At 72.9% G+C, this 15,208-nt stretch carries 11 protein-coding genes and 1 pseudogene; 2 read left to right on the plus strand and 10 right to left on the minus strand.

Going from position 1 to position 15,208, the window contains the following annotated elements; all coding sequences use genetic code 11:
- Nucleotides 1–22: 22 nt before the first annotated feature.
- The 4 genes and pseudogenes from ASD16_RS15880 to ASD16_RS15905 form a co-directional block, all read right to left on the minus strand.
- A complete protein-coding gene (locus tag ASD16_RS15880; protein ID WP_235523351.1) occupies nt 23–1,471 on the minus strand; it encodes a Tat pathway signal sequence domain protein in 1,449 nt (482 codons plus the stop codon).
- Nucleotides 1,472–1,947: 476 nt separating this feature from the next.
- Nucleotides 1,948–2,157 (minus strand): hypothetical protein (locus ASD16_RS15885; RefSeq protein ID WP_235523352.1); only part of this gene is annotated, 210 nt, incomplete at its 5' end.
- A 1,591-nt stretch (nt 2,158–3,748) separates the two neighbouring features.
- A pseudogene (locus ASD16_RS22465) lies at nt 3,749–6,790 on the minus strand (S8 family serine peptidase); the annotation flags it as partial.
- Nucleotides 6,791–6,908: 118 nt separating this feature from the next.
- Complete coding sequence (locus ASD16_RS15905; protein WP_157453970.1) at nt 6,909–11,021, minus strand: FG-GAP-like repeat-containing protein; 4,113 nt, start codon at nt 11,019–11,021, stop codon at nt 6,909–6,911.
- Nucleotides 11,022–11,376: 355 nt separating this feature from the next.
- Here ASD16_RS15905 and ASD16_RS15910 point away from each other — a divergent pair, with 355 nt between their 5' ends.
- Entirely contained in the window at nt 11,377–12,147 is a 771-nt protein-coding gene (locus ASD16_RS15910; RefSeq protein WP_055919579.1) for a potassium channel family protein, read from the plus strand.
- Here the strand turns inward: ASD16_RS15910 and ASD16_RS15915 are convergent.
- Complete coding sequence (locus ASD16_RS15915; protein WP_055919583.1) at nt 12,140–12,754, minus strand: GNAT family N-acetyltransferase; 615 nt, start codon at nt 12,752–12,754, stop codon at nt 12,140–12,142. The two genes, ASD16_RS15910 and ASD16_RS15915, sit on opposite strands and share 8 nt — an antisense overlap.
- A 72-nt stretch (nt 12,755–12,826) precedes the next feature.
- On the opposite strand from ASD16_RS15915, the gene ASD16_RS15920 reads away from it, so the two are divergent.
- Nucleotides 12,827–13,066, plus strand: coding sequence for a hypothetical protein (locus tag ASD16_RS15920; RefSeq protein WP_055919587.1), 240 nt, complete (start codon nt 12,827–12,829; stop codon nt 13,064–13,066).
- 16 nt (nt 13,067–13,082) lie between these two features.
- Here the strand turns inward: ASD16_RS15920 and ASD16_RS15925 are convergent, their stop codons facing one another.
- The 5 genes from ASD16_RS15925 to ASD16_RS15945 form a co-directional block, all read right to left on the minus strand.
- Nucleotides 13,083–13,454: a nuclear transport factor 2 family protein gene (locus ASD16_RS15925; protein WP_055919595.1), complete on the minus strand. Its 372-nt coding sequence runs from the start codon at nt 13,452–13,454 to the stop codon at nt 13,083–13,085.
- A gap of 69 nt (nt 13,455–13,523) precedes the next feature.
- Nucleotides 13,524–14,102, minus strand: coding sequence for a hypothetical protein (locus ASD16_RS15930; protein WP_055919599.1), 579 nt, complete (start codon nt 14,100–14,102; stop codon nt 13,524–13,526).
- Entirely contained in the window at nt 14,099–14,674 is a 576-nt protein-coding gene (locus ASD16_RS15935) for a DUF6286 domain-containing protein (RefSeq protein WP_157453971.1), read from the minus strand. Before ASD16_RS15935 ends, ASD16_RS15930 begins: the two co-directional genes overlap by 4 nt.
- Nucleotides 14,671–15,039, minus strand: a complete 369-nt coding sequence (locus ASD16_RS15940) for an Asp23/Gls24 family envelope stress response protein (RefSeq protein WP_055919603.1) — start codon at nt 15,037–15,039, stop codon at nt 14,671–14,673. The genes ASD16_RS15935 and ASD16_RS15940 overlap by 4 nt, the downstream gene beginning before the upstream one ends.
- Nucleotides 15,026–15,205 (minus strand): hypothetical protein, encoded by a 180-nt coding sequence (locus ASD16_RS15945; RefSeq protein WP_055919605.1) that lies wholly within the window; start codon nt 15,203–15,205, stop codon nt 15,026–15,028. Before ASD16_RS15945 ends, ASD16_RS15940 begins: the two co-directional genes overlap by 14 nt.
- Nucleotides 15,206–15,208: the final 3 nt, after the last annotated feature.

The following is a 15,208-nucleotide window of genomic DNA, read 5'->3' on the forward strand; positions in this document are numbered from 1 at the left end:
CAGTGACCGGCCCTGCGCCGGCTCAGCTCCGCCCGCGGAGGCGGTACGGGTTCGTGCGGGTCTCGCCGAACACGAACCAGGACGTCGCGCCGACGTGCTGGACCTGGAAGTAGCCGAACCCGAACCCGGTGTCCAGCAGGCTCGAGGCCGCGACGATCCCGCCGTCGACCTCCACGCCCCCCAGGTGCTGACCGACGCCGAGCACGTCCTGCGCATGCCGGGCCTGCGCGAGCAGCGCGTCGGACGCGGACCTGTCCCCGCGGCGGTTCCGGTCGGCCAGGGCGGTCGCGAGCTGGTTGGTGCCCTCGAGCCAGACGCCCTGCGGGTGCACGGTGATGCCGTTGTACTGCGCGGTCGAGGTGAGGCTCGCGGTGCTGAACGTGACGCCGGAGAGCCGTTCGCCGTCGGGCAGCTGGGACGTCGCGGCGCTCGCGTCGTCCGTGACCGCGAGGGCCGACCCTGCCCAGTCGAGCGCGCCCGCGTACTTCTTCTCGCGCAGCGCGAGCCAGCTCCAGGTGGCCGTGTCGAGCGGAACCGGGAAGCGGTTGATCTCGACGCCGTCGTTGGTGCCCGTCCAGAACGCTCCCTGGGCCGGGTCCCACATGAGGTCGACGAACGCGCGGGCGTGGTCGGCGGCCTTCGACCACGCCCTGTCGCGCGTGAGCTCGCGCAGGATCGTGAAGAACGCGACGCAGTCGATGTTGTGCTCGGTCGAGCCGTTCGGCACGGGCACGTTCGAGCCGTTGACCCCGAACGAGAAGCCGCCGAGTGGCTGCGTGGACCAGGTGTTGGTCGTGATCCAGGTGCCGATCCGGACCGCGGCGTCGAGGTAGCGGCGGTCGCGCGTGCGGGCGAACAGCTGGGCGAGCGCGATGCCCGGCCACGCCATGTCGCCGACCGCGGTGCCGAGGAACCCGAACTGCCAGCCGATGTTGGCGGACCCGTCGGGCAGGACGAACCCGTACGGCTGCGGGTTGCCGTCGTAGAACGTGTACGGGCCGACGTTGTAGCCCTGCCGGAGGCGCCCGTCGGAGTAGCCGGGGTCGTGCTCCTGGGCGTAGACGAGGCCGTCGCCGATCGCCCGCGCCGTCTGCTCCGAGCTGCGGCGCCCGTCGGCGAGCAGCGCGATGACGGCCAGCGCGCTGTCGTAGACGAACGCGGTGCTGAACAGCCCGAGCTCGTCGGCGTAGCTCTGCGGCAGCCGAGGCCCGGTGTTCAGGGTCGGGTACGCATCGGTGGCGGCCTGCAGGAACGCGACGGCGGCCCGGCCCGCGGCGGCGGCGCTGCCGTGCGGGTGGCCGTGCGTGGCGATCGGGCCGGCGGGCAGGCTGCGGGCGGTGGCGCTCGTCGCGCTCGCAGCGACCGCGGCCGCCGCTCCCGTCAGGACGAGGAACGACCGCCGGCTCAGCGGCGGGAGGACGGGCCGGGGTGACTGGTGGGACGTGGCGGGGTCGATCGTGGTGTCGGGCATCGCAGGGGACCCTCCAGGGCGGGCGAGCGGGTCGCGGCGGTGCGGCCCGGAACCACGGTAGGGACAGTTCGGGCGCAACGGAAGATGTGGACGTATCCGACAATCGTCCGGGCGAACCCGGAAGAGTGACACGTGTCCGCCCTGTCGTTGACACGTGTCGTCCAGAACGGCCCGGAGCGCACGGGCGACGTGTCGCGCGGAACGCTCCTCGGCCTGGAGCAGCCCGACCGGACGAGGGCGCGACGAGGTCCGCCGCCGACCAGGCCGAAGCTCGGACTGGTCGGCGGCGGTGTCCGTCGCCTACGCGACCGGACTCACTTCCGGAAGTAGCCGGAGACGTCGACGATGAGGTGGGTGTCGGCGGTGTGGGTGTAGAACGACATCTTCCCGCCGGCACCGATGCGGGTGATGGACAGGNCGACCAGGCCGAAGCTCGGACTGGTCGGCGGCGGTGTCCGTCGCCTACGCGACCGGACTCACTTCCGGAAGTAGCCGGAGACGTCGACGATGAGGTGGGTGTCGGCGGTGTGGGTGTAGAACGACATCTTCCCGCCGGCACCGATGCGGGTGATGGACAGGTTGGCCTCGTCGCGGCCGGGGACCAGGTTCAGGCTGGACACGTCGGGCAGGGTCGCCGGGACCGTGGTCGGGAACACCCGGATGTGGGTCACGTTGCGCGGCTGGGANGTCGCGGCCGGGGACCAGGTTCAGGCTGGACACGTCGGGCAGGGTCGCCGGGACCGTGGTCGGGAACACCCGGATGTGGGTCACGTTGCGCGGCTGGGAGCCCGTCACGTTCAGCACCGCCGCGGTCGCGTCCGCGGGCACCCCGGCCACCCCGGTGACCTGCAGGACCTGCGGCTGCCCGGCGCGCAGGATCCCGGTGAACCCCTGGGCGTAGCGGGTGTCGGCGATCCGGGCCGGGGTCAGCGCGACGAACCCGTTGTCCCCGGTCGCGGTGTAGTACCCGGCCAGGTCGGCCAGCAGGTACGTCGCCGCCACGGGGGCGTCGAACCGGACCCGGCCCCCGTCCCCGACCTTCACNTGTCCCCGGTCGCGGTGTAGTACCCGGCCAGGTCGGCCAGCAGGTACGTCGCCGCCACGGGGGCGTCGAACCGGACCCGGCCCCCGTCCCCGACCTTCACGGTCACCAGGTTCGGCTGGTCCCGCCCGGCCCGTAGGTTCAGGTTCGACACGTCCGGACCACCCTGGTCCTCCGCGCCGCCCGGGGTCGGGTAGACCCGCACATGGGTCGGGGCATCGGTCTGGGTGCCCGTCACGTTCAGCACCACCGCCACCGCGTCCGCCGGGACCCCGTTGCGGCCGGTGACCTGCAGGTCCACATGCTCACCCTTGGTCAGCCGACCGGCCGGGACACCACCGGTGCCGTCCCGCAGGTCCATCACCCGCACCGGCGCCAACGGCTCGAACGCGGCCGCACCCCCGTCGGCGTAGTACCCCGAGACGTCCACGATCAGGTGCGTCGAGGTCGCCTCCGGCAGCAGGCTGATCGTGCCGTCCTGGCCCAACGCCACGGTGACCAGGTTCGGCTGGTCCACCCCCGGCATCACGTTCAGGTTNCCCCGAGACGTCCACGATCAGGTGCGTCGAGGTCGCCTCCGGCAGCAGGCTGATCGTGCCGTCCTGGCCCAACGCCACGGTGACCAGGTTCGGCTGGTCCACCCCCGGCATCACGTTCAGGTTGGACACCACCGGCGGCACCCCGTCCGCCGGCGTCGGATAGACCCGCACGTTGCCCGGCTGGGCCACCCCGGTGGCGGTCACGTTCAGCACCACCGCCGTGCCACCCGCCTGCGCCAGACCGGACAGGTCCAGGATCAGCTGCTCACCGGACTCGATCGGCCAGCCGTAGTCCCGGCTGTCGAAGATGCGCACCGGATCGATCGTNCCCGCACGTTGCCCGGCTGGGCCACCCCGGTGGCGGTCACGTTCAGCACCACCGCCGTGCCACCCGCCTGCGCCAGACCGGACAGGTCCAGGATCAGCTGCTCACCGGACTCGATCGGCCAGCCGTAGTCCCGGCTGTCGAAGATGCGCACCGGATCGATCGGGGTGAACCTCGACCCGTTCGCCGCGACCGTGAAGAACGTGCGGATCGGCTCGTCCTGCACCGCGTCCGCCGCGTCCACCAGACCCGACACGATCACCTCGTAGTGCCCACCCGCGGACAGGTTCGCGTTCGGGGTCAGACTGATCGTCTTCGTCGCCGAGGTGTACGTCGGCGTCGCCGCCACCGGCTGCCCCGTCGCCCCGTCNCCCACCCGCGGACAGGTTCGCGTTCGGGGTCAGACTGATCGTCTTCGTCGCCGAGGTGTACGTCGGCGTCGCCGCCACCGGCTGCCCCGTCGCCCCGTCGATCAGCTTCACGGTCTGCGCCGTGACCACGCCGGCCTTCAACGCCCGCTCGAGGGTGAACGTCACCGTCGGACGCAGCGCCACCCCGGCGCTGTGCGGAGCCGGCGACATGCCCTTGAGCCACCCGCGACCCACCGGCGCCTGGTCGAGCACGTTCTGCCGGAACACCGAGATGCCGCCGTTCGACAGGACCAGGTCGTTGTGCCCGTCAGCGTCCACATCGGTCACCTTCAGGCCGTCGGCCTGGTACCACGACACGTAGGAGCGCGTGCTCATCGCGATCAGCGCACCCAACGTCCCGTCGGCCTTCTGCGGCAGGACGGAGAGGGTGACCCATCCGCTGTTCGCGACGATCACGTCCGTCCGGCCGTCGCTGTTGACGTCTCCGGTCGTGATCACGTCGGGGATCTCGTGAGCCGGGTACGTGCGCGGCGTCACGAAGGTCTGGTCCGCCAGCAACGAGTCCACCTGGACGAACCCGCTGTTGGTCTCGCTCGGGCGGACCACGTCGGCGAACCCGTCACCCGTGACGTCGGCGACCGCGATCGTACGAGGGTTGCCCCCGTTCATGGCGGGCAGGGCGACCGCGGCGGCGAAGGAGCCGTCGACGTTCTGCGCGAAGTACTGGCCGGGGTCGACGACATCCGGACGGCCGTCCCGCGTGATGTCGCCGACCCCGATCACGGTCGACGACGCGATGCCCCCCGAGAGCGTGAACGCCCCGGCACCGTCGTTCTTCGCGATCTGCGCGCCGCCGTCGCCCGTGAGCACGAGGTCCTGGTCGCCGTCCCCGTCGAGGTCGGCGGGGAGGACCTTCTGGGGGCTCGCGACAGCGATGGCGGTCCCGGCGACGAGCCCGCCGCCGGCCGGCTGTGTGAACACGCGGAAGCCCGTCGTGGTCCCGGCGACGACGTCGAGGCGTGTGTCGCCGTTGACGTCGACGGAGGCGACGCCCAGACCGGTGAGGGTGCCGCTGGGGAGCGCGACGGAGGTCGGGACCGCGACGGTCCCGTTCGCCTGCCCGGCGTAGACGCGGAGCGCAGTCCCGCCCGTCGGTGCGCTCACCACGTCGCTGCGCCCGTCCCCGCTGACATCACCCACGGCGATCGGACCGTCCTCGCCGGGCTGCACGGTGTCCGCCCGCGTGAACGAGTTCATCAGCGTGCGCCCCGCGGAGACCAGGTACTCGTCGGGCAGTGGCGCACCGTCGGAGCTGGAGATCTTGACGTAGAACTTTCCGGCGACCGGCATGGGGACGTACGCGACGGTGAAGAAGTCACCCTGCGTGCTCCCCGTGGCCAGGATGTCCCCGGCCTCGTTGCGGACCTCGACGAGCGGAGTGAGGAACTCTCCGAGGAAGCCCTTCGGGATGACCTCGACGTGCACGGTGTACCAGCCGGCGGGCGAGGCGTTGAACTGGTACCAGTCCGCGTCGCCCTCAGGCCTGAGGGTGCCCCGGAGCCCGGTGCAGCAGGGCAGCGACCGCGCGGTCGCCCGGGTGTCGTCGGAGCCGCCGGCGTCCGCAGGGGCGCGGTCGAACGGCACGGCCGGGGCCGCCGGGGACGCGTCGGCTGCCGTGACGGCTGCCGCCGCATCGAGCACGCCGCGACCGTAGTAGGGGTCCATGCCGCGCGGCCCGGCGTCCACCGCCGTGGAGACGAGGCGCTGCTCCACCGCGGACGGCGTCAGGCTCGTCGCGTGCGCGAGCACGAGGGCAGCCGTGCCGCTGACGAGCGGTGCGGCCAGGGACGTGCCGCTGGCCCACGTGTAGGCGCCGGGGCCGGTCGTCGACGGTCCGATGATCGCGTCGCCGGGGGCCGCGAGGCTGACCCAGTCGCCCCAGCTGCTGAAGTTCTTCAGCGAGCCGTAGTCGTCGGTCGCGGAGACGGCGAGCAGCCCGTCGACCTGGGGCGCGTACGCGGCGGGGTAGATCGGGGCCGACGTGCCCTCGTTGCCGGCCGCGGCGACGACGACCACGCCCGCCGCGACGGCGTTCTGGATGGCGGTCAGCAGCACCGGTGCCGGGTCCGACCCACCGAGCGAGAGGTTGATGACGTCGACGTTCTGCGAGACGGCATACGCGATGCCGGCGGCGACCGTCGAGTCGGTGCCCGACCCGTCGTCGCCGAGCACCTTGACCGGCAGGATCTTCGCGCCGTACGCCGCACCGGCCGCGCCCTCGGCGTTGTTCGCGTGCGCCGCGACCACGCCGGAGACGAGCGTGCCGTGCCCGTTGGCGTCCTCGGGGACCGAGTCCCCCGCAACCAGGTCCGTGCCGGGCAGGACGGATCCGGAGAGATCGTTGTGCCCGCCGTACACGCCGGTGTCGAGCACCGCGACGACCGTGCCGGCGCCGGTGCTGGCGTCCCAGGCGCGGGGCAGGCGGACCAGGTCGAAGTAGGGCACCGACGTGACCCAGGGGTCGTTCGGGACGCTGAAGGCGTGCCGCACGTGGTCGAGCTGGACGTCGGCGACCTGCGGGTCGTCCTCGAGCTCGGCGACGACCGCCACGGCGTCCTGGTCGCCCACGTCGACCTGCACCCAGCCGGTGCCGTCGACGGTGCCCTCGACCTCGGTGCCGAGCGCGGACAGGGACGAGCGCTGCTGGCTCGGCGTGGACGCCTTCGTGAACCGGACCAGGACGTGGTCCGGCGCGTGCTCCGGGGCGTCGGACGTGCTCGGCACGGTGAGCTCCGGGAACGGCGGCGCGGGCCGGGCCGGCCGCTCCTCGTCCGCGCTGAACGGGGTGGTGTGCACCTCGGGCGGTGCCGGTGCCGGGGCGGCGGGCACCCGAGGGGTTGCCTGCGCGGGAGCACTCAGCGCCACGACCAGCGCGAGGGTGAGGGGTGCGGCGCACCGCAGGGCAAGTCGGCGGTGCAGCAGCACGTGAGCTCCCGGTTCAGAGCCGGCCCCTGGATCCTGCAGCCGACAGACGGGGGTCACGGTAACGGTCCCCGTGACCAGCAGTCATCGCCCGAACGGGTCAACAGTGAACGCGGGCAACCGGCCTCGTTCTTCACCCCGGCTCGACGTCAGCGGCGCTTCCCGCACCGGCGGACCGTCAGCGGGTGAAGTAGCCCCCCACGTCCACGACGACGTCGACGTCCGCCGTCGCCGGGTAGAACGAGACGGCACCGCCGAGACCGATCGGCACGAGCGCGAGGTTCGCCTCGTCCCTGCCCGGGACCAGGTTGATCGTCGAGATGTCCGGGGGCGCCGCCGTGGTCGCGGGGAACGCCCGGACGTGCGTGATGCCGCGCGGCTGGACCCCGGTCACGTTGAGCACGACCGCGGCCGCACCCGCCGGGACCGGACCGACCCCCGCGACCTTCAGGTTCGCGACGGTGCCCCGCCGCAGCGTCGTCGCGATGCCCTGCCCGGAACGCGTGTCGGCGATGCGCGTCGGCGCCACCGGGACGAACCCGTGGTCGCCCGTGGCGGAGTAGTAGCCGGCGATGTCGGCGATCAGGTCGGCGCGGCCCTGGTGCAGGTAGAGCCGCACCCGCCCGGCGTCGCCCACCCGGACGGTCACCAGGTTGGGCTGGTCACGACCGGGCGTGAGGTTGAGGTTCGAGATGTCGGGAGGAGTCTGGTCCTCGGAGTCCGCCGGGGTGGGGAACACCCGGACGTGCGTCGCCTGCGCCACCTGCGTCGCCGTCACGTTGAGGACGACCGCCACCGCGTCGGCGGGAACCGCCCCGATCCCGCTCACGCGCAGGTCCACCGCCGACCCGCCGACCAGCGACCCCTTCGGGGCACCCACGCCGCTGCGGGTGTCGAGCAGCCGCGCCGGCGCGACCGGCTCGTACGCCGCGGCACCCGCGGGCGAGTAGTACCCCGAGACGTCGGCGATGAGGTCGGTCGAGGTGGCTTCGGGGAGCAGGGTCACGAATCCGGAGTCGCCGAGCTTGACCGTCACCAGGTTGGGCTGGTCGATGCCCGGTGCCACGTTGATGTTGGAGACGCGAGGAGGTTCCCCACCCGCATCGTGCGGAAAGACCCGGATGTTGCCGAAGGTCGATGGTGCGGCGGCCGTGACGTTGAGGACGACGGCGGTCGCACCGAGCTCGAGGTAGGAGCGCAGGTCGAGCACGACCGGCTGGCCCGACGCGATCCTGTGCGGCTCCTGCAGCCCCCAGCCGGTCCTGCTGTCGAGGACCCGCACGGGGTCGACGGGTGTGAAGCGTGCGCCGCCCGCGGCCACCGTGAACCACGACCGGACGTGCTCGGTGGACGGGTGACCGTCGGCGTCACGTACCCCCGACACGACCAGCTGGTAGTGCCGTCCGGGCGAGAGGTCGGCGGACGGCTTCAGCGTGATCGTGCGCGTGGCCGCGTCATAGCTGCGGACAGCAGTCACCGGCTCCGCCGTGGCACCGTCCAGCAGCCGCACGGTCGCGACCGTCACCGAGCCGGCGTCCAGCGGCTTCTCGAACGTGACCTGGACCGTGGGTCGCACAGCCACGCCGGACGCGTCCTGGTGCGGGACGACGTCCTTGACCCACCCCGTCGTGACCGGGGCGTCCCGGTCGAGCCGGTTCTGCTTCAGCGTCGTGACCCCGTAGATCCAGCCCATCGCAGCGTCGGACCAGCCGTCGCCGTCCAGGTCGGCCACCTGCAGCGAGTCCCAGATCCCGTTGGACCACGGTCCGGCGACAGCCTCGCCGGGGCCGAGGGTGCCGTCCGCGCGCTGCGGCAGGATCCACACGCGCGACGCGTCCGAGTCCGCGACGAGGACGTCCAGCCGCCCGTCGCGGTCCATGTCTCCTACGGCGACCGACCCGCTGGCACCGCCGGTCTCGTACCGGCTCCCCGTGCCGACACCTCCACCCGGCAGCTGCGGGTCCACCCGGACACCGGACCCGTCGCTGCGCACGACGTCGAGCCGACCGTCACCCGTGACGTCGCCGAGCGCGACGTCGGGCAGGTTGGTCGAGGAGGACGGCGGCAGAGGCACTGCTGCGCCGAACGTGCCGTCGGCCTTCTGGGCGAGCATCGTGCGGCCGGTGACCAGGTCAGGGCGGCCGTCTCCGGTCACGTCCCCGACCTCGAGCGGACCGGGTGCACCGATCGTCGTCGGGACGGCGGTGAAGACACCGGCACCGTTGTTGCGCCAGATCGTGGCCGACCCGGCACCTGAGGTGTCCTGCAGCACGAGGTCCACGTCGTCGTCCCCGTCGAGGTCGGCGGCCGTCACGTCACCGGCGTGCTGGGGCGTGGAGGGCATCGTCGCACCGGCGACCAGCGAGCCGGCCTGCTGCCGCAGGATCCGGTGCGAGTCCCCGTTCGCGACGACGACGTCGGTGTCGCCGTCCCCGTCCAGGTCGGCCAGGTCGAAGCCGGGGCCGAAGCCCGACATGCCCGCCGGGCGCAGGCTGACCGGCGTCGCCACGTCACCGAATCCCGTGCCGGGCCACACCCACGAGTCGGAGACGACGTCCGGCACCCCGTCACCGGTGACGTCACCGACCTCGATCGCGTTCACCGCGGAGCTCTGGGAGATCGGAGGCATCATCTCGAACCGGGAGACCGTGGTCGCGCTGACCGTCAGCCGGTAGGGGTTGCGCGTCGCGACGTCCCGCGCGTCGGAGACCCGGACGAAGAGCGGGCCGGGGGCTGCGGCGGCGACCACGACGGTCTCGTCCCCCCACCATCCCGCTTGTGCGGCTCGCGCGAGCACGTCTCCGGCCGCGTCCCGGACCTCGACCACCGGATCGAGCGGCTCAGAGTTCCAGTAGCGATGGCCGACGGCCGCGGTCACCCGGTACCACCCACGCGCGGGCGCGTCGAAGCGGAACCAGTCGACGTCGGCGTCGGGGGACAGCGTCGCCTGCACGCCCTCGGCGGGGAGGGTCCGCGCCGTCGCCCTCGTGTCGTCGGTAGCGCCGTCCGACGGGATCGGACCGAGCGGCACCGCGACCGCCGCCGGATCGTCGTCGCCGGCCGTCACCGCGGCGGCCGCGTCCACGACGCCGAAGCCGTAGAACGGGTCCACGCCCCGGTGACCGGCGTCGTTGGCCGTCGTCTCCAGGCGTCGCTCGAGTGTCGCGGGGTCCAGGTCACCGCGCTCCAGCACCAGCGCCGCGACGCCGCTCACCACGGCCGCCGCGGCCATCGGAGCGTCGACCGCGGTGTACGTGTCGTCGAGCCACGGACCGTAGATGCCCTTCCCGGGTGCGGCGAGCGAGATCGTGTCGCCCCGGGGGCCGAACAGCGCGAGCCGGCCGGTCTCGTCGGTCGCCGTGACGGAGAGCAGGCCGGCGACCTGCGGCGCGTAGGCCGCGGGGTACATCGGCACGTCGAGACCGCCGTCGCCGGCGGACGCCACCACGAGCGTCCCGGCGCCGACAGCCTGCTGGACCGCCGACAGCAGCACCGGGCTGGGCTGCGGCCCGTTCATCGGCAGCGTGATGACGTCCGCGCCGTGGCCGACCGCCCACGCGATGCCCGCGGCGACGTCCGAGTCGGTGCTCGTCCCGGACCGGTCGACCACGCGCACCGGCAGGATGATGGCGCCGGGCGCGACACCCGCCCCCCCGACACCGTTGTCCGCGGTCCCGGCCACGACGCCCGCCAGGAACGTCCCCGTCCCGGTCGGGTCCGCGGGGTCGGCGTCGTCGTCGACCAGGTCGATGCCGGGCAGGACCCCGCCGTCGAGGTCGTCGTGGCTCGCCTCCACGCCCGTGCCGAGCACCGCGACGACGACCCCGTCGCCGATGCTCTCGTCCCACGCGCGGGGAAGCCGGACGGGGGCGAGCGCCCACAGGGCGGACTCGATGAGCTCGTCGTCCGGCCGGACGCTCGCCCGGCGGACGTGGTCGACCTGTGCGGACACGACGCCGGGAACGTCCTCCAGCCGGTCAGCGACCTGCGCCGGGTCGCCGGCTCCCAGCGCGACCTCGACGAGACCGGTCCCCGGCACCTCGCCCTCGAGCGTCCCCTGCACCTCGTCGACGGCCGTCCGCTGCTGGCGTTCGGTCATTGTCGGGGCGAACTCCACGAGGACGTGGTCCGCCTGCTCGTCCGGCAGCGCCGTGGGTGCGGTCTCCTCGGGCGCGACGTCCTGCATCCGCGAGAACGAGCCGTCGGAGGCGCTCGCGGGCGCCCCCAGGACGGTCCCGGCCGCAGTCAGCGATGCGGCGACGAGCAGGGCGGTCACGGTACGGGTACGCACGGTGCTCCTAGCTGGGCGGCGGCGCGACGGAGCACCTCAGGCGCGCATGCTAGTAGGAGGGGGCCGTTGGGCTGAACCAGGTCCCTCGTCCGGGTGAGTCCGGAGCCTCGACGAGGACCGCTCCCGGCGCGACAGCCGGACGTGCGCGCAGGGCCGGGATCCCCACCCTCCTGGAGATCCCGGCCCTGCGACGTCGTACACAGGGTGCCCCGTCCGCAGCGCAGAGTCAAGATAGTATTGACCGTCGTCACACGGATGCCGTGACAAGCGGTGTCACACGCGCCCACGAGCGGGCAGCCCCGACACGTCCGGCGAACAGCCCGGCGGCCCCGGCGCTGCGTGCCAGACTCCTGGCGTGAGCGCGCCGCGCAGTGAGCTGAAGGGCATCGGCTACGAGATCTTCATCGGCGCGCTCTCGCTGCTGTCGATCTTCAACCTGTTCCTCGTCGTGCTCACCCGCCAGGACGAGGACCTGCAGAACGTCCTGCTGATCATGAACGCGATCTTCAGCGGCGTCTTCCTGCTCGACTTCAGCTACCGGCTGGCGACGGCCCCGTCGCGAAGGGGCTACTTCTTCCGGCACTTCGGCTGGGCCGACCTGCTCGCCAGCCTGCCGTTCCCCGAGCTCAAGTTCCTGCGCATCTTCCGGCTGGTCCGCGTCGTCCGGCTCCTGCGCGGGGTCGGCGGCCGCAAGGTGCTGCGGACGCTGATCCGCGACCGCGCGGGCAGTGCGCTCTACACCTTGCTCCTCGCGGGCGTCCTCGTGCTGCAGTTCGGCAGCCTCACGATCCTGCGCATCGAGGACGACGCCCCGGGCGCCAACATCACGACCGCGTCCGACGCGCTCTGGTACACGATCGCCACCATCTCGACCGTCGGCTACGGCGACCAGTACCCCGTCACCAACGCGGGGCGGATCGTCGGCTCCATGATCATCGTCGTCGGCGTCGGCATCTTCGGGACGTTCACCGGCTACCTGGCCAACGTGTTCCTGGCGCCACGGAAGAAGGCGCCCGAGCCGGTGGACACGCTGACCCAGCTGCGGCACGTCCTCGACCTGCCGGGCGTGACGGTCGAGGACGTCGACCGGGTGCTGGCGCTGCGCCGCGACGGCCCCGTCACCTGAGGTCGAGCGTCAGCGTCCTGCCCCAGTCGTGGCGCGCGGCCTCGGTGAAGCCGACGCGTGTGTAGAACGCGATGGCCCCCTCGTTGCGGCTGTCCACCCCGAGGTGCAGCCCCGGCACGCCCCGCTCGCGCAGCGCCGCCGCGAGGGTCTCGACGAGCCGGCGACCGAGCCCGAGCCCCTGTGCCCGCGGGAGCAGGTCGATGTGCATGTGCGCCGGGAACCGGTCGAACAGGGAGTCGTCGGCAGCGGCCCACTCGTGGATGCGGCCGACGAGCACGTGGTCCTCGGTGCCGTCGTGCGGGTCCTCACGCACCGGGTACCGGGTCCGCAGCGCCGGCCACCACTGCCGCTCGAGCCACTGCTCGAACCGGTGGGTGTCGGCCGTCGCCACGATGTAGCCCACCGGCCCGAGCTCGTCGACGACCACGAACGTCAGCCCCGGGTCGGCCACCGGGTACGGGCCGGCGTAGAGGTGCCCCAGCAGGTCGGGGTCGCGGTACAGCGCGGTCGCGTCGCCGCCGGCCTCCCCCGTGAGCAGGCAGATGCGGTAGATCGCCGGGAGGTCGGACGGGTGGAACGGGCGGATCATCCCGGGTGCGGCAGGCATGCACACGACTTTCTCACGCGTTCACTGCGATCTTCGTTCCAGGATCGGCCCCGACGTGCCGATATCCAGGGAGTGACGCTCATCACTGACTCCGCCCCCGACCTGCTGCACCAGGCGTTCATCGTCGCCGTCGGCAAGTGCGACGACGACGGCAACCCCCTGGGCCCGCTGTACAGCGTGCTGAGCAGCGCGACGACGTTCCATGCGAGCGTCGTCGTCCCGACACCTGAGGAGGCGTTCGCGCTCGCCCGCGAGCAGATCGCCGCTCAGCCCGACCCTGGATCGTGGGAGATCGTCTCCCTGCTGCACTGAGGTCCGCCGACCGCTGTCACGAGGACGCGGAGTACGTCTTCTCGGGCCAGTAGGCCCACTCCTCGAACAGCTCTGCGCGCCCGTCCGGACCGAACCGCAGCACCCACAGGTCCCGGTACTCCTGCGGCTTCTCGCCGCCGTACCGGACCTCGACCCTGACGACGGCGTCAGGGCCGTCCGCCGCGACCACCGTCGCCGTCATGGTGAACGGCGTGGGATCCACCCAGAACCCCTTGATCGCGTCCAGCCCTTCCAGCGGCTCCGCGTCGTACGGCGAGCGCAGGTAGCGCGCGTCCGGAGCGAACAGCAGGTCCAGGCCGTCCACGTCCTGCGCCCGCCACGCCTCCTCGTACCGCTCGACCCATCCCGTGACCGCGTCCCGACCCATCGGTGACTCCTTCGCTCGCGTGTGGCTCCGAGTCTCCACCCGACCACCGACGCGAGGGTGAGAGCGACCTCAGCGCACTCTCGGTCCGACCTCTCCGCGGCGCAGGACCGACAGCTCGACGCGCGAGCGCAGCTGGTCGGCGGGCAGGACGTGCGCGAGGTCGGCGAGCACCCGGTCGCATGCGGCGACCACCTCACCGAGGTCCGCGTCCGGGTCGACCGTGGCCCGCAGCCGCACGACGTTCTCCCCGCGGTCGGCCAGCACGGCACCACGGGCGGACCGGACCAGGGGGTCGTCGGCCAGCACCTCCGCGGCGGTCGCCACAGCGGGTCCCGGGTCGACGACGAGCCTGCCCGGCTGCTCCCCCGACGGCAGACGCAGCGACCCGACGGATCGCCGGGGCAGGTGCGCGACCAGCCAGCACAGCCCCACGACGATCAGCGCCGCGCCGACGACGCCGGCGACCACGGCGAAGCTCGATGCCTCGGTCACCGTCGTGGAGTCGACGGAGATCTCGTCGGGGACGTCGGCCCACACGGACCCCAGGAATCCCGCCTGCCAGCCCACGGCGGCCACTCCGAGCACGATCAGGACGAGGCCGAGGAGCACGACGAGCACCCGGTCGAACGCCAGGACCGACCGCCTCATCGCCCGTCACCTCCTGCGTGCAGACCGGCGGTCACGCGGCTGACCACCTTGACGGACAGCGGCTGCGCGAGCGGCGCCAGGCGCTCGCGTACCGCGGTGCGGACGGCGTCGGTGACGTCGTCACCCTCGAGCGTGGTCACCGTGACGGTGACGGACCGGCGGCCGGCCGACGCCCGCGCGGACAGCACGCGGTCGACCTCGTCGGCGGCCGAGGCGGCGAGCCGTGCGGCGTCGTTGAGGCCGAGGGTCGTCCCGGTCGACGACGTGACGTCCAGCCGCGTGCGGACCCGACGGCCCAGCGCGACGACCACGAGCCACAGCCCGAGCAGGGCGACGACGACACCGACGACGCTCACCAGCACCGACGGCACGACCCCGTCGAGGGAGTCGACGACCGGGGCGATCCACGGCTCACCGTCCACCCGGCCGGCGGCGACGAGCGCCTCGCGGAGCACGAGCACCCCGAGCGCGACGAGCAGGACCGCGAGCGCGATGCTCCACCACGCGACCCGGCCGGCCCGGGTGGCCGCTGCGGCGGGGGCGAAGCCGCGAGGGGTGTCCACGTGGGTCATCGCACCCTCGCGACCGGTCGGGCGGAGGCAGAGGCGCGGACGACCTCACGCACCGCGACGCTGACGTGGGCGAGCTCCTGACCCGCCAGCCGCTCCAGCTCGCGGTGCAGCGCCGCCTGGACGCCGGTGGTGACCTGCGCGGCCGAGGCCGGCCAGCTGATCGCCACCTCCACCTCGACGCGCGCCTTCGTCCCCGCCCGCTGCCAGCGGACCCGCGGGTAGCCGCGGCCGAGCGTCCGGCCGACCGTGCCGACGGACTCCTGCTCGGGTGCGACGCCCGGGACGTCGAGCGTCACCTGACGCGCGATCCGCGTCAGCGCCCGGTCGGCGATGGTGAGGGTGCCGCGCACGTCAGCCACGGCCACGGCCGGAGAGCAGACCGGTGACGTCGATCCGGCCGTCGACCGCCAGGCCGACGACCACGCCGACGGCCGCGAGGACCAGGGCCAGCATGAACATGTCGAACCCGCCGACGGCGGCGACGAGGGCGAGCAGCAGGCCGGCGAACAGCCCGATGGCGACAGATGACACGGT

The sequence above is a fragment of the Cellulomonas sp. Root485 genome (genome assembly GCF_001426705.1).
In the GTDB taxonomy this organism is placed as follows: Bacteria; Actinomycetota; Actinomycetes; order Actinomycetales; family Cellulomonadaceae; genus Cellulomonas.

What these genes read in the sequence shown, in the direction of transcription:
- ASD16_RS15880 (WP_235523351.1), bottom strand. Translation starts at nt 1,471, where the DNA reads ATGCCCGACACCACGATCGACCCCGCCACGTCCCACCAGTCACCCCGG.
- ASD16_RS15915 (WP_055919583.1), bottom strand. Translation starts at nt 12,754, where the DNA reads ATGCCTGCCGCACCCGGGATGATCCGCCCGTTCCACCCGTCCGACCTC.
- ASD16_RS15925 (WP_055919595.1), bottom strand. Translation starts at nt 13,454, where the DNA reads ATGGGTCGGGACGCGGTCACGGGATGGGTCGAGCGGTACGAGGAGGCG.
- ASD16_RS15930 (WP_055919599.1), bottom strand. Translation starts at nt 14,102, where the DNA reads ATGAGGCGGTCGGTCCTGGCGTTCGACCGGGTGCTCGTCGTGCTCCTC.
- ASD16_RS15935 (WP_157453971.1), bottom strand. Translation starts at nt 14,674, where the DNA reads ATGACCCACGTGGACACCCCTCGCGGCTTCGCCCCCGCCGCAGCGGCC.